This is a genomic window from Ruegeria sp. I3 (assembly GCF_056532525.1).
On the sequence record NZ_JBQFNI010000011.1, the window covers coordinates 1 to 13,401 of the forward strand.

Annotated in this window: 12 protein-coding genes, 1 other RNA gene and 1 riboswitch; of the genes, 7 read left to right on the top strand and 6 right to left on the bottom strand. The window is 57.9% G+C overall.

Features of this window, described 5'->3' with window-relative positions; all coding sequences use genetic code 11:
- Positions 1 to 174: 174 nt before the first annotated feature.
- Positions 175 to 1,935: a DNA polymerase III subunit gamma/tau gene (locus tag ACR0L9_RS19220; protein WP_480896447.1), complete on the bottom strand. Its 1,761-nt coding sequence runs from the start codon at positions 1,933 to 1,935 to the stop codon at positions 175 to 177.
- A gap of 172 nt (positions 1,936 to 2,107) precedes the next feature.
- Between ACR0L9_RS19220 and ACR0L9_RS19225 the strand changes: the two genes are divergently transcribed.
- Positions 2,108 to 2,608 (top strand): phosphatase domain-containing protein, encoded by a 501-nt coding sequence (locus ACR0L9_RS19225; RefSeq protein ID WP_170398687.1) that lies wholly within the window; start codon positions 2,108 to 2,110, stop codon positions 2,606 to 2,608.
- A 4-nt stretch (positions 2,609 to 2,612) separates the two neighbouring features.
- Here the strand turns inward: ACR0L9_RS19225 and ACR0L9_RS19230 are convergent, their stop codons facing one another.
- Entirely contained in the window at positions 2,613 to 3,020 is a 408-nt protein-coding gene (locus ACR0L9_RS19230) for a hypothetical protein (RefSeq protein ID WP_480567844.1), read from the bottom strand.
- Positions 3,021 to 3,111: 91 nt separating this feature from the next.
- Positions 3,112 to 3,332, bottom strand: a riboswitch (cobalamin riboswitch).
- A gap of 121 nt (positions 3,333 to 3,453) precedes the next feature.
- On the opposite strand from ACR0L9_RS19230, the gene ACR0L9_RS19235 reads away from it, so the two are divergent.
- On the top strand, positions 3,454 to 4,311 hold the full coding sequence (locus ACR0L9_RS19235; RefSeq protein ID WP_480896448.1) for an alpha/beta hydrolase family protein: 858 nt from the start codon (positions 3,454 to 3,456) through the stop codon (positions 4,309 to 4,311).
- A 36-nt stretch (positions 4,312 to 4,347) separates the two neighbouring features.
- Here the strand turns inward: ACR0L9_RS19235 and rsgA are convergent, their stop codons facing one another.
- The 3 genes from rsgA to ACR0L9_RS19250 all read right to left on the bottom strand — a co-directional run bounded on the left by rsgA (position 4,348) and on the right by ACR0L9_RS19250 (position 7,535).
- Positions 4,348 to 5,376 (bottom strand): ribosome small subunit-dependent GTPase A, encoded by a 1,029-nt coding sequence (rsgA, locus tag ACR0L9_RS19240; protein ID WP_170818443.1) that lies wholly within the window; start codon positions 5,374 to 5,376, stop codon positions 4,348 to 4,350.
- 159 nt (positions 5,377 to 5,535) lie between these two features.
- Positions 5,536 to 5,634: signal recognition particle sRNA small type (gene ffs, locus ACR0L9_RS19245), an RNA gene on the bottom strand.
- Between the two features lie 38 nt (positions 5,635 to 5,672).
- Positions 5,673 to 7,535 (bottom strand): bifunctional 2',3'-cyclic-nucleotide 2'-phosphodiesterase/3'-nucleotidase, encoded by a 1,863-nt coding sequence (locus ACR0L9_RS19250; protein WP_480896449.1) that lies wholly within the window; start codon positions 7,533 to 7,535, stop codon positions 5,673 to 5,675.
- Between the two features lie 196 nt (positions 7,536 to 7,731).
- Between ACR0L9_RS19250 and nudC the strand changes: the two genes are divergently transcribed.
- The 3 genes from nudC to ACR0L9_RS19265 are packed head-to-tail and all read left to right on the top strand — an operon-like array spanning position 7,732 to position 9,734.
- A complete protein-coding gene (gene nudC, locus ACR0L9_RS19255) occupies positions 7,732 to 8,715 on the top strand; it encodes an NAD(+) diphosphatase (RefSeq protein ID WP_480585741.1) in 984 nt (327 codons plus the stop codon).
- 39 nt (positions 8,716 to 8,754) lie between these two features.
- Complete coding sequence (locus ACR0L9_RS19260) at positions 8,755 to 9,222, top strand: SRPBCC family protein (RefSeq protein WP_170508814.1); 468 nt, start codon at positions 8,755 to 8,757, stop codon at positions 9,220 to 9,222.
- A gap of 14 nt (positions 9,223 to 9,236) precedes the next feature.
- Positions 9,237 to 9,734, top strand: coding sequence for an N-acetyltransferase family protein (locus tag ACR0L9_RS19265; RefSeq protein WP_480896450.1), 498 nt, complete (start codon positions 9,237 to 9,239; stop codon positions 9,732 to 9,734).
- Positions 9,735 to 9,850: 116 nt separating this feature from the next.
- On the opposite strand, the gene ACR0L9_RS19270 is transcribed toward ACR0L9_RS19265, so the two are convergent.
- On the bottom strand, positions 9,851 to 10,684 hold the full coding sequence (locus ACR0L9_RS19270; RefSeq protein ID WP_170398663.1) for a prephenate dehydratase: 834 nt from the start codon (positions 10,682 to 10,684) through the stop codon (positions 9,851 to 9,853).
- A 121-nt stretch (positions 10,685 to 10,805) separates the two neighbouring features.
- Here ACR0L9_RS19270 and ACR0L9_RS19275 point away from each other — a divergent pair, with 121 nt between their 5' ends.
- Together ACR0L9_RS19275 and ACR0L9_RS19280 are read left to right on the top strand one after the other, a co-directional pair.
- Positions 10,806 to 11,315 (top strand): c-type cytochrome, encoded by a 510-nt coding sequence (locus ACR0L9_RS19275; RefSeq protein ID WP_170398660.1) that lies wholly within the window; start codon positions 10,806 to 10,808, stop codon positions 11,313 to 11,315.
- A gap of 174 nt (positions 11,316 to 11,489) precedes the next feature.
- A complete protein-coding gene (locus tag ACR0L9_RS19280; RefSeq protein WP_170625814.1) occupies positions 11,490 to 13,400 on the top strand; it encodes an extracellular solute-binding protein in 1,911 nt (636 codons plus the stop codon).
- Position 13,401 lies beyond the last annotated feature (1 nt).

Genomic DNA, 13,401 nt, shown 5'->3' on the forward strand with positions numbered 1-13,401 from the left:
GGTCAGGATACCCCGGCCCGTCGTCAAGGCCTTTGGCAAGACCTTCCCTCCCGTTGGGCGCGGCAGCGGGCAAGGCGCGCTGCCGGTCCCAAAGCCGCTCAGGGGTATCGGCGTCAGCCGATGGCCCGTGGCGGGTGCGGGAGCATTTGGACAAGGTGCCCGTGTGCTAGTTGGTCAGTCTTCTTCGAACGGGTCCCATTCGTCTTCAACCTCGGGCAGGGCTTCGGTTTCGACCTGAGCGGCGCGTTGTTCTGCGGTTTCGATGCTCTTGATCCGCGCTTTCGGGAAATGAGTCAGCACTGCTTGCACCAGAGGATGCTGTTCAGCCTCGGCCTTCAGTGCCAAGTCTGCAGCGTCCCGTACCTCGGCAATCGTCGGTGCGTTGCCCTCAGCGACAATAGAAACGGCCCACCGGTTGCCTGTCCAACGCTGCAGCGACGCGCCCAATCGTTGTGACAGGTCGGTCGGGGCGTTGTCGGTTGGGGCGAACTCGATCCTGCCCGGTTGGTAGGATACCAGACGCACGCCGTTTTCGACCTCGACCAACAACTTCACGTCCCGGTTGGCTCGGATCAGTTCAACCACATGTTCAAATGTTGGATAGCGTGCCAGCGCTGCCTGCACATCTTGGGCCAGCGCGGCTGTTGGCCCGCCTGCGTTGCCGCCGATTCCCGATGCGGCATAGGCCGGTCGGGCCACAGCCTGTGGCGCGGAAAGAGCATGTCCAGGCGCACCGATTCCCTTGCCGGGGCCACCATTGGGCGGCGGAGGCGTATCTTGCAGACGCTTGATCAGCTCCTCCGGGCTAGGCAAGTCGGCCACATGGGTCAGGCGGATCACGGCCATTTCCGCAGCCATCATTGCGTTGGGTGCGGCGGAAACTTCCTCAAGCGCTTTCAGCAGCATTTGCCACATGCGTGTAAGGACTCGCATGGGCAGAGCCTCGGCCATTTGTTGACCTCGGGCGCGTTCGTCGGGGGAAACGGTGGGATCTTCGGCGGCATCCGGGGTGATCTTGACCACCGAAACCCAATGCGTGATTTCAGCCAGATCGCGTAAGACGGCGAGTGGATCAGCCCCTTCGGCATATTGCCCGCTCAGCTCGGTCAACGCGCCTGCAGCATCGCCGCGCAGGATCATATCCATCAGATCCAGCACCCGGCCCCGATCGGCCAGCCCCAGCATCGCGCGCACCTGATCCGCGCTGGTTTCACCGGCCCCGTGCGAGATCGCCTGATCCAGCAGTGAGGTCGCATCGCGCGCTGATCCTTCGGCGGCCCGGGTGATCAACGATAACGCATCCTCGGCAATCTGTGCCCCTTCGGCACCTGCAATTTTGCGAAGCAGTCCGATCATATCCTCCGGCTCGATCCGGCGCAGATCAAAGCGCTGGCAACGGGACAAGACGGTCACCGGGACCTTGCGAATCTCGGTGGTGGCAAAGATGAACTTCACGTGTTCGGGGGGTTCTTCCAGCGTCTTGAGCAGCGCGTTGAAAGCGCTGGTCGACAGCATGTGAACCTCGTCGATGATATAGATCTTGTAGCGCGCGGACGCAGCGCGATAGCGGACGCTGTCGATGATCTCGCGGATGTCATTGACACCGGTGCGGCTGGCGGCGTCCATCTCCATCACATCGACATGGCGGCCCTCCATGATGGCTACGCAGTGTTCACATTGACCGCAGGGTTCGGTGGTAGGGCCGCCGCTGCCATCGGGACCGATGCAGTTCATACCCTTGGCTATGATCCGAGCGGTCGTCGTCTTGCCGGTACCGCGGATGCCGGTCATGATGAAGGCCTGCGCGATCCGGTCCGCCTCGAAGGCGTTTTTCAGAGTGCGCACCATGGCGTCCTGACCGACTAGATCGGCAAAGGTTTCGGGGCGGTATTTGCGGGCAAGAACCTGGTAGGCGGGGCTGGGCGTCTCGGTCATGTCTGCTCTGTCGGATTCGCGTTACGCCGCAGCGTAGAGGCCCCCGCCGCCCGCGTCCACAGCCGGCCGGGACGATTTTCATTTTGGAATGCGTGGGTATGCGGCTAAAATCCACTCTATTCTATTTACTGGACCAGTATGTTGTTGGGTGAAGTTTGTTTGGGGGGAGATTATGTCGCAACTGGTGGTTTATGCGTTGCAGGTTGGCGGAGGCACCTTGGCCTTGTCATCGATGCCCGGGCGCGGAGGCACTTATACCGAAGACCTCGATCTTATAGCAGACTGGAAGCCGGGACTTGTGATCTCGATGACGACTGAGGTCGAGATGATTCAGGATGGTGCGCGGAATTTTGGCGCTGATATTCAGGGGCGTGCCAGCAGATGGGTGCATTTGCCGATCGAAGATTTTGGCACGCCACCCAAAGAGATTTTGGACCGCTGGCCCCGCGTTGGCGCGACCGCACGTCAGGCGTTGTCAGGTGGTGGCCGTGTGCTAGTGCATTGCCGTGGTGGCTGTGGCCGATCCGGGATGGTGGTTCTGCGTCTGATGGTTGAATGCGGTGAACGGCCTGAGGCGGCATTGAAGCGATTGCGTACGGTGCGTCCTTGCGCAGTCGAGACAAATGCCCAGATGCTTTGGGCCGTTGAACCGGCCCGTGTTCAAGCCGTTTGACGGCTTAGACACCAACATGTGGCGAGATTTCGCCACCGTTGTGCTGCACCAGAAGCGAAGCCTCAAGCATGGCGCAAGGAGGATTCCTTAGCAGGTCTGCGGGTAGGCTGCGGTACTCGGTTCCGAACATCATGTCTGCGTAGTCATCCAGCCGGCCGGTATCGATTTCAGGATCGGTTCCGCAGAATACACGTATCTGGTCGCATTGGGCGCGAAAGCGGGCGGTGCATCCTTCCGGGCAGTGCGACAGATCTATGGTGCCTTCAATCTCAAACTCAGATTTCGTGACCGGTTTTGTGGCGGACATGGCCTGCGTCAGAGCCCGCGCCATTTGCGCCAGTGCGGGGCAGGTTGCCCCAGTACGTTGGCACACGGTCGCCGCGAATTCGTGCGTTTTAGTCTTCCAGATCATCAATGCGCCCTCCGCGCGCAGGGCGAGGGCGTGGTACAGGTTGGTCCGTGCGGAGCACGATCAAACCCGTCCCGGACACCCCGCCCGAGTTTCGGTTCTACATCCGATGGCAGGTCTCCTGACTTGCGGGTCATCGCTTTGCCGACCTTCCCAGCCTTCGAGGCCAGTGGTATCTCGGCATTGCTCTCCGCTTACAGTTGCGGGGGCAGTCTCGGACTAGGTTCTTTCCGGATTTATCCGGGCAGAACCGCACCGTGTTCCCTTTTCATCCCGGCCCGATTGGGCGCGAGAACCATCGCGACATGGCTAGCGGCTGCGCCGTGCCCGAGTCAAGAAGATTGCGTCAGGCAAGTGACGTATGGTCCAGTCACGTCAACCTTGACTTGAGGCGCTTCGGGTGAACTGATCAGTTCAGTCGGTATTGGAGGGCACCATGTTGGACACGCAGCAGGCGGTTGTGACCGAGGATTTTCAAATCCCGTCCGGCCCGGCAATGTTGTCGGCGCGGCTTTACCGTCCGGTTGCCGACCCCGAAAAGGTGGTCGTCATAAACGGTGCGACTGGGGTGCCGAGGGATTACTATCAGTACTTCGCCCGATGGCTCGCCGAAGAACAGGGCATGGCCTGCCTGACTTACGATTACCGGGATTTTGGTCACTCTTTGGTGGGTTCGCAAAAGCGGTCAAATGTCACCATGGCCGATTGGGCGTTGATCGACATTCCATCCGCCCGGGCCGAGATGCGCCGACGGTTTCCGCAGGCCAAGCTATGGAGCATCGGTCATTCCTTGGGCGGAATGTTTGGCCCGATCCAACCCGATATCGATCAGATTGACAGGATGATCTGTGTCTGTTCGGGTCTGGTAACGCTGGCGGATCACCCTTGGCCTTATCGCGCTTTGGCGGCGTTGTTCTGGTTTGGTCACGCGCCGCTGGTGGTCAAGGCGCTTGGCTACCTGCCCGGACGGTTGGTCGGGTTTGGATCGGACCTGCCTGCCCAAGTCTATTGGCAATGGCGCAAATGGTGCACCGCCCCCAAAAGCTATGTGCCAGAGATCGACACGACACTGCCCGCCGCCCGCTGGGAAGACTTGGGCAAACGTGTCGATCTGTTTACCTTCGCAGATGATGAAATGGTGCCGCCGGATGCTGTCTGGCGTCTTGCCGATCTCTATGGACCCAAAGCCGGGCGCCATCTGCTTGCACCAAGCGAATTCGGAGTATCCAAGATCGGCCATATCGGTGCATTCGCAAGACGGAATGCGGCAGTCTGGCCTAGGCTGATCGCCTGATAGCGCTGGGCACCGGTAGGCCGTTGCCCAGCTTCGTTATAGCCCTTTACGGGATTTTTTCTCGTGCATCACGCTGCGCACCATCTTGCCGAACGCCTTGTCGCGGGCGCGGGCCTGCGCCACCGAAGCGGAATTGTGTTGGTCTTCACGCCGCAGCTTGCGCCAGCGGTCCAGCCGCGCGGGATCAAGCGTACCAGCGTCGATTGCCGCCTGCACCGCACATCCGGGCTCGGTCTCGTGCTGACAATCCGAGAAGCGGCAATTCAGGCTGAGGTCTGAGATGTCCGAGAACACCTCATCCAACCCCTCTTGTGCATCTAGCAGACGTAACGCGCGCATGCCGGGCGTATCGATCAGCCAGCCGCCATTGCGCATGCGATGCAAGGCGCGTGCCGTTGTTGTGTGCCTGCCGCGCGCATCGTCTTCGCGAATACCTGCGGTGGCCTGATCCTGCCCCGTCATCCCGTTGGCGAGCGTCGTTTTCCCAACGCCGGATGATCCAAGCAAGGTGCTGGTTTGTCCTTTCGGACACCACGACAGAACTTGTTCGAGATCGCCGTGATCCAGCGCGTTGACCGCAAGTACCGTCAGAAACGGGGCGAGCGATTGGGCTTGATCTACATAAAGGCTCGGATTATCGCACATGTCCGATTTGGTCAGAACGACCACCGGATAGCAGCCTGCCTGATGCGCCAGCGCAAGATACCGCTCCAATCGTGGCAGATTAAAATCGGCGTTGCAGGAACTGACGATGAATAGCACGTCTACATTTGCAGCGATCAACTGCGCTGCAGCTCCGGTACCTGCCGCTCGGCGTTGAAGCAGGCTTCGCCGGTCTAGCATACGGCGTATTCGTTTGTTTTCATCCACCAGAACCCAATCTCCGACGGCATATGCACCGGTTGATTGATCCGGAGATAACAAAGGCGATTCACCTTCAGGGCTCAGCCCGATCAGTCGATCCCGGTGTACGGCCGAGATGCGATACGGAAGAAGTGACGGATCAGCCGTATGCTGAGCCGCGAAATGAGAGGACCATCCGAGGTCCGATAAGGAAAGTAACATTGGTCTGCCTGTGATCAGAAACAGCAATCCCGTCGAATGGCAATCGCGCATCCGCCGGCGACGTGTTCAGGCAATCAGTTGATCGGAAAGGATCAGAACCGGTCTGCCCGAAGGGTTTTTGCTACAATCATAAACGCCCTCCTGCGGCTGATAGGTTCTAAGTGAGAGGTTGGACATCGACCCAAGCGGGGCTCGTTGTGGCTGCTTCCTTCCGGACCTGACCAGGTTGGCGAGGCGCTCGCCCGCGCCAACCTCTCAAAGCCGATATAGGTGCATCCCCTGAAAATGGCAACCCGTCAGAAGGCCAGATGAATACGCATGAAACCATCCGCATCGTTGGGCAGAATGCGTGGATGATACTCAGCAAGCTCTGCAACATGGTGTAGCGCGCGCGGCCCCGTTGTCAGGATCGCGCCCTGCCTTTGGTTTGGTACAAAAGAAAAGGGGCGTGGTGCATGCGCGAGTGGGTCGGCGGGCAATGTGCCCGCGACGTATTTGCATAGAATATCCTGTATGCTGATCTGAGGCAGGTCAATCGTACGGGCTTGTCGCGCAATTGGAAAATGACCACCGCCATTGGCCCGGTAGTTATTGGTGGCGACAAGGAAACTCTGGTCAGGCGCAATCTGCCGCCCATCGAATTCCAGGTTGCGAATGCGGGAAAATGCCGGATCAATCACTCGACCGAGCGTATCGAACCGCGCCGGTTGCGAAAGATCGATCTGGTAGGTGACGCCATGCAGGACATCGAAGTTGAAGCCCGTGCGCTGAGGATCGGCAAGATCGATCGGGGCGTCTGAGCCAAGTTGATGGAACAGCCCGGCTGACATCTCAAGCCAGTCCCGAATCTGAGAACCTGAGGCCAGCACCGCGCGCAATTCATTAGGAAAGACACTGAGATCGGCGATATGTCGAACTGAAATCTCGCCTGAGGGGATATCAGTGTAGTACTTGCTTCCTGCGCGCCCGCCGAACTTTGCCGGGGCGGCTGACGATATGATCGGCAAATCTGCCCAGTCGGTATCGACCAAGTGCGGGCGTAGGGCAGCGGCCTGAGCCGCCGCAACCAAGGCCAGGCCGCGATCCGGTACGCAATATGAGAAGTAGCTGTGCAGCGTGTGTGGGATTGTGCCCACTGGCCTGGTCACCCTTTTGCGCGTCGCAGCGTGGCCGATCGCAAACAGCTCTGTGATCCTTTGGCATTCGGGTATTTCTGTACCCGATTGAGCGATTGCCCGTGCTTCGACATGGCTGCCTGTAATGCGCCAATCGCCGGTGGTATCTTTTTGCAGTGTCAGATCAATGATCCCAAGATGAGACCCGGCCCAACCCTGCATGACAACCGGCGTTCCATGGACAAGCCCCCGCGTACTGTCGACGAATGGATAACCATCATGCGCCTTTCCGGGCAGTGTCAGATGGGTGTGGCCTGCGACGACGGCATCAATCAGCGGCATCTCGGCCAGCGGGATGATCGCGTTTTCCATATCCGGCTCGGCCATTGCCGATCCCAGTCCGGTATGCGCAAGGGCGACAATCAGGTCGCAACCTTGCACGCTGAGATCTTCAGCAGCGCGCCGCGCAGCGGCCAGAATGTCTGTTACCACGACCCGGTCCGTTAGCAGATGTGCTTCCCACTGTGCGGTTTGAGAGGGCAAAACAGAAAGAACCCCGATGCGGATTGCGGTGTCCTGTCCATTTAGTCTGACAACCCGATGCAGAATCGTGTGTACATCCCAACCTTGTTCGGTCTGAGTGGTTTGCATATTGCTGCAAATCATTGGGCAGGCGGTTTGGCGAGCGATGCGATTGACGAGTTCCAGCCCAAATCCGAAATCGTGATTACCCAATCCGATCGCGTCATAGTTCAACGTGTTGAACGCGCGTGGCAGGGGATGGGCGTCTGGCACGTGTTCAGCTGCCCAGTTGCCAAATGGCGTTCCCTGCAGGCTATCACCATTGTCAAACAACAGCACAAGGGCGTCGTCGCGTTCAGCCTGTCTGCGCGCCTCGTGAATCAGGCTGGCGGTACGGGTCAAACCAATCGCAGGTTCGGGGCGATCCGAATAGTAATCATATGACGTCAGGTGCATGTGTAGATCGGATGTTGCAAGGATTCGAATCCGTGCGCTATCACCCGCATCTCTTCGTCGTCGCATTAAATGCTTTGATTTCAATATCTTCAACTTCTAGCTGTCAGTGTGCCAACGTTTCCACCATGAGGTCGATTTAATGCAATTTCCGGGGCGATGCTGCGGTCATTCCGCGGCAGGGTCGAAAAATGTTTGGTCGATACCCGTTGCACGATCAGGTAAGACGTGGCAGCCCTTTGCGCGGCAGTCAGGAACGGCAGGCATGAAACGCGCAGAACAGGTGACATTTGGCGGCTCGGCACTGGATCGGGCGGGTTTGCTGCGCGGCGACGCGGACAAACTGGCACAGGTTTATCGTGACCCTTTGGCAACATGTGTGTTGCTGTGGCGCGGCAAAATGTTGGTTGAGGGTGAGGCACTGGACCGGCTCGTCCGGCTTCCGATGACGCACAAGATTCTCGAACAGGGCCCGGGCGGTGTGATCGAGCAACCGATTTTCCTTGGAAAATCCGAGGATGGATCGCCGCTTTTTGCCATGGACATCTCGGGCTGGGCGGCTGAAGGGCTGGATTTATCCGGTGTCGGAGATTTTGTCGACCGCAGCGAACAGCAGCACCCCGATCTGCCCGAGGGGTGTGTCTTTGCCGAGCTGCGCCGCATCATGACACGCCTCAACCCACGAGACGCAGAGATTGCGGCAACCGCCAAGGCGGTGATCGGCTGGCACGAAACGCATCAATTCTGTGCCCGATGTGGTGCCCGCAGCGAGATGTCTCAGGGTGGATGGCAGCGCAGTTGCCCGGCCTGCGGCGGCCAGCATTTCCCGCGCACCGATCCTGTGGTCATCATGTTGATTACCCATGGCAATTCGGTGCTGATGGGGCGCTCTCCGGGCTGGCCTGAAGGCATGTATTCGCTTTTGGCTGGTTTTGTTGAGCCCGGTGAAACGCTGGAAGCCGCTGTGCGGCGCGAAGTGATGGAAGAGGCGGGCGTGCCCGTGGGTGCGGTGAGCTATCTCGCAAGCCAACCCTGGCCCTTTCCCGCATCCCTGATGTTTGGATGCGCAGGCGAGGCGTTATCGCGCGATATCCAGATCGATCCGGTCGAGATCGAGGATGCGATCTGGGTCACCCGGACAGAGATGATGCAGGCCTTCGCTGGGGATCACCCTAAGCTGTTGCCTGCCAGAAAAGGTGCGATTGCGCACTTTTTGTTGCAACACTGGCTTGCAGACACGTTGGACTGACGAGAAACTGAACCCAATCTAGGGCAGAGAAAAGCAAACATGCAGTTTTCAGCGCAGGAAGATATCGATGTCCCAATCGAGACGGTCTTCACCATGGTCTCGGATTTTGAACGCTTCGAACGCAAAGCCTTGCGGCGCGGGGTCGATGTGCGTCGGGTCACGGGGTCGGTTGTGCCGCAGGCCGGAATAACCTGGGAGACCGAATTCAAGATACGTGGCAAGCCACGTCATATCATTATCGAGATGACTGAATGCGACCGCCCGTCCTTGATGCGGTTCCAATCCAGCAGCAAGGGAATGAACGGCGACACGGTGATCGAGCTTTTGGCGCTTTCCCAACGTCGGACACGGCTGCGCGTTGAAACATCGCTGGGTGCGAAAACGCTGCCCGCCCGCCTATTGCTTCAATCCCTGAAGTTAGGGCAATCCCGATTCAGGCGGCAGTTCCAGACCCGTCTCAGCGAATTCGCGCGCGATATGGAGGAACGACACCTCCATGGTGTCTGACTACCGAGAAGTGGATGAACACTTTAACGAGACCGATCATACGCGACGCTGTCGAAGCCGATGCGGATGGCTTGTCCGGTGTGCTAACAGCGCTTGTAGCGGCCGGAAAGCGGACCAAGCCCGCCGACAGCGCCTTTGCACTGACGCATTACATCTGCGACCCTGAGCGGATTCAGTGTAGCCTTGCCGTTGCGCCGGACGGACAGATACTGGGTTTCCAGTCGTTGAAGCTTGCCACCCGAAACAACCCGTATGGCGTTGCGGTCGGGTGGGGCATCATTGGGACGCATATCAAACCGTCCGCTGCGCGATGTGGTATCGGTCGGGCGTTGTTCAAACGTTCTCTTCAAGCCGCTCGGCAGCAGGGATTGCCCGCTATCGATGCTACGATCGGGGCCAATAATTTCGACGGCCTTGGCTATTATGAGGCGATGGGATTCAGAGAGTACCGGCAGATGGATGGCGCGATATGCAAGGTCTTTCGCATGGGGACCGGAGTGACCAACCCGTAGTCCGCCGCACTTTCATGATGTCGCACCGAAGGACTCTAATTACTGTTCTAAGGTGCAAGCGTAGCTGCCCCGCCTATCCAGGCCGTTCCTTTGAAGGGGCGAGCCAATTACCTGCACTATCCACGAGGTTGCGCCGCCGGATAAACGCCGAGGACTTCTACGTTGGTGGTAAAATGCTCAAGCTCATCCATCGCCAGTTGCACATTTCGATCGCCTGGATGACCCACGATATCGGCATAGAACTGGGTCGCGGTGAAGGACCCGTCGACCATATAGCTTTCCAGCTTAGTCATGTTGATTCCGTTGGTGGCAAATCCGCCCATCGCTTTGTACAGCGCCGCCGGGATGTTACGCACCTGAAAGACAAAACTTGTGATCATGCCGTGATCACCACGGCGCGATTCGTCGGCCTCACGAGACATCACCAGAAAACGGGTCGTGTTGTCGCCCTGATCCTCAATGTGACGGGCCAAAACGTTGAGGCCGTAAATCTCACCTGCCAGCTCACTGGCTAACGCTGCGGAGTGTTTGTCGCCGATCTCGGCGACCTCGCGTGCGGCACGAGCATTATCCGGGCTGACCCTGCCACGAATTCCGTGCTGCTTCAGGAAACCTGCGCATTGTGGTAGCAAGACGAGGTGGGAATGCGCCTCAGTGATATCCTCCAGAGTCGCGCCCGGTACGCCCAACAGGTTGATGTGCACGCGCACAAATGCTTCGTCGATGATGTGCAGCCCGCTATGCGGAAGCAGGCGGTGAATATCGGCCACACGACCATAGGTGGTATTTTCCACCGGTAGCATGGCCAGATCAGCCTCACCTGAGCGCACTGATTCGATCACATCTTCGAAAGTGCGGCAGGGCAGGGCGTCCATATCCGGTCGCGCGTTCCGGCAGGCTTCGTGACTGTATGCGCCGGGTTCTCCCTGAAATGCTATGCGATTGGTCATTTGGTCGTTTCCGTGCAACAAGTTCTTGAATTGGGCGTTTAGTCGCGGTGTCTATACCTTGCGTCTTCTCAGGGGAAGCCTTAGACACCCCGCAGACAGCTGAAATGGACACGCGATCAAAATGTTCGACACGATGACAGTTACCAAAGCCGCAGCCGGCTTGTTTGGCACCTTCCTGGTGTTGCTTCTGGCAAAATGGGGGGCGGATGTCCTCTATAGCTCTGACAGCCATCTTGCCGAAGCTGCTTACATTATCGAAACCGAAAGCTCGGGCGAAAGCGCGGACGGCGAAGAAGTAGTCTTTGAAGATATGTTGGCTGCAGCCGATCCGGAAAAAGGCGCGCGCGTATTCCGCAAGTGCACCGCTTGCCACAAACTGGAAGACGGCGCCAATGGTACAGGTCCTTACCTTTACGGTGTCGTAGATCGCCCGGTTGCCTCAGCTAAAGGCTTTACCGGTTATTCGGCCTCGATGCAGGCGCATGGTGGCAACTGGACACCCGAAGCCCTGGACGCGTTCCTGGAACGCCCAAGCGCCTATATCTCGGGCACTTCGATGAGCTTTGCTGGCCTGAAAAAACCACAAGAACGCGCCGATCTGATTGCGTATCTGCAGACCATCGGCAACTGATCTGTTGATCAGATTTGCAGGATTTAAAGCCGCTGCCTTGCGCAGCGGTTTTGTTTTTTGTCTGAGAAGAACTTCACAAAGCGTTCACGCATTCTAAACTTGCAACTGATAGTGCTGGACCTTTAGCTGGCGGGCACGACAATGAAGATGACAGAAATTCAGAGGACGAGCCTGATGAAACCCCTTCTGCCCCAGATGCGCTTTACCGGAATTCACGCTTGGGCTGCGGCTTTGGGGATTTCGGCGACACTGGTTCTGGGCAGCAGCGATCCTGCCCGTGCCAATGAAGAGGGCGTCACGCGCAGCCACGGGTATTCCTATTTCGGAAATCTGGATTATCCGGCCGACTATCCGTACTTGAACTACGTCAACCCAGACGCACCAAAGGGCGGAGAGCTGTCTTTATCGGGCTCAGGTACGTTTGATTCCCTGAACCCTTATTCGCGCAAGGGGCGGGCAGGCGCTTTGACCACGCTTCAATATGACCCGCTGATCGAAAGTACCGCGGACAGTGTCGGGCAGTATTATGGGGTTATTGCGGAAAGTATGGAATATGACGAAGGGCGCAATTATGTGATCTTCAATCTGCGCCCCGAAGCTATGTTCTGGGATGGCACCCCGGTGACTGCCGAAGACGTCGTCTATAGTCATCGTTTGTTCATTGAGCAGGGTTTGCCGTCTTATGCGCAAGCCGTCGGGCGCATGGTTACAGGGGCTGAAGCTCTGGACGACCACACTGTAAAATTTACTTTTAGTCCGGATGTCACTCGGCGCGGGTTGATCGAAACCGTCGGGTCGACCCCGGTATTTTCAAAAGCCTGGTTCGAGGCTGATGAAAGCCGTCGTCTTGACGAACCGCGGCTGGAGGTCGCCGTTGGTTCAGGTCCTTACAAACTGGACAGCTATGACATCAACCGTCGTATCGTCTACAAGCGTCGCGACGATTATTGGGGCAAGGATCTGCCGATCAACATAGGCCGCAACAATTACGACACTATCCGGATCGAGTATTTCGCGGATCAAACCGCAGCCTTCGAAGGGTTCAAGGCGGGCGAATACACGATGCGTATCGAAAGTGACCCCAAGCTCTGGGCCTCTAGTTACGATTTCCCGAAACTCAGCGAAGGGTTTGTCGTGCAGGACGAGATCGTGGATGGTAGCCCACCGACGCCGTCGGGTTTCGTTTTCAATCTGGGCAAGCCTCAATTTGCCGACAAGAATGTGCGTAAAGCGCTGGCGCTGGCGTTCAATTTCGAATGGGCAAATGAATCGCTGATGTTCGGTCTGAACGCACCGCGCAGTTCATTTGTGCAGGGGACACATCTTGAAGCGACAGGCGTGCCGGAGGGTGCCGAACTGGCGTTTCTGGAAACGCTGGGTGACGTGGTTCCGGCCGAGGTGTTCAGCGAGCCTGCGCTTGTCGTCCACGAATCCAATCCAGCTCGGTTGAACGACCGTCGCAATTTGCGGCAAGCCTCGAAACTGCTGGACGAGGCTGGTTGGCCCGTCGGCGACGGCAATCTGCGCCGCAATGCCGATGGGCAGACGCTGAAGGTCAATATTCCGTATGCGTCGAGCATTCCAACCTCGACCGCCACCATGATCGAGACCTATGTGCAGAACCTGCAGTCGATCGGTGTGGATGCTTCGGCCGAGAAGGTAGATCCTTCTCAATTCACCCTGCGGCGGCGTGAGCGTGATTATGATATGGTATATTCGAACCGCTACGGCTCGTTCCTGTCGACCGGCGGGGGTCTCAGTCAGATGTACGGATCGGAAGAAGCCGCGTTTAGCTTGTTCAACCCTGCCGGTCTTGCCAGCCCACTTGTTGACGCTGTGATCGAAGCGTCATTCGACACGACAAATCAGGCGGAACAGGATGCTGCGCTGATGGCGTTGGATCGTGTCTTGCGTTATGAGTTCTTCGTCATTCCCGATGGGTATGTGGCGGATTACTGGACGGCTTATTACGACATGTACGAATACCCTGAAAACCTGCCTCCATTCTCGCTTGGGTATCTCGATCTGTGGTGGATCAACCCCGAGAAAGAGGCTGACCTGAAAGCCAAAGGCGCGCTGCGATAAC

Bases quoted from the DNA above. Each gene is read 5' to 3' on its own strand.
- rsgA (WP_170818443.1), bottom strand. From the start codon at position 5,376: ATGTTACTTTCCTTATCGGACCTCGGATGGTCCTCTCATTTCGCGGCT.
- nudC (WP_480585741.1), top strand. From the start codon at position 7,732: ATGAAACGCGCAGAACAGGTGACATTTGGCGGCTCGGCACTGGATCGG.
- ACR0L9_RS19260 (WP_170508814.1), top strand. From the start codon at position 8,755: ATGCAGTTTTCAGCGCAGGAAGATATCGATGTCCCAATCGAGACGGTC.
- ACR0L9_RS19280 (WP_170625814.1), top strand. From the start codon at position 11,490: ATGAAACCCCTTCTGCCCCAGATGCGCTTTACCGGAATTCACGCTTGG.
- ACR0L9_RS19270 (WP_170398663.1), bottom strand. From the start codon at position 10,684: ATGACCAATCGCATAGCATTTCAGGGAGAACCCGGCGCATACAGTCAC.
- ACR0L9_RS19230 (WP_480567844.1), bottom strand. From the start codon at position 3,020: ATGATCTGGAAGACTAAAACGCACGAATTCGCGGCGACCGTGTGCCAA.
- ACR0L9_RS19250 (WP_480896449.1), bottom strand. From the start codon at position 7,535: ATGCGACGACGAAGAGATGCGGGTGATAGCGCACGGATTCGAATCCTT.
- ACR0L9_RS19225 (WP_170398687.1), top strand. From the start codon at position 2,108: ATGTCGCAACTGGTGGTTTATGCGTTGCAGGTTGGCGGAGGCACCTTG.
- ACR0L9_RS19235 (WP_480896448.1), top strand. From the start codon at position 3,454: ATGTTGGACACGCAGCAGGCGGTTGTGACCGAGGATTTTCAAATCCCG.
- ACR0L9_RS19220 (WP_480896447.1), bottom strand. From the start codon at position 1,935: ATGACCGAGACGCCCAGCCCCGCCTACCAGGTTCTTGCCCGCAAATAC.
- ACR0L9_RS19265 (WP_480896450.1), top strand. From the start codon at position 9,237: ATGAACACTTTAACGAGACCGATCATACGCGACGCTGTCGAAGCCGAT.
- ACR0L9_RS19275 (WP_170398660.1), top strand. From the start codon at position 10,806: ATGTTCGACACGATGACAGTTACCAAAGCCGCAGCCGGCTTGTTTGGC.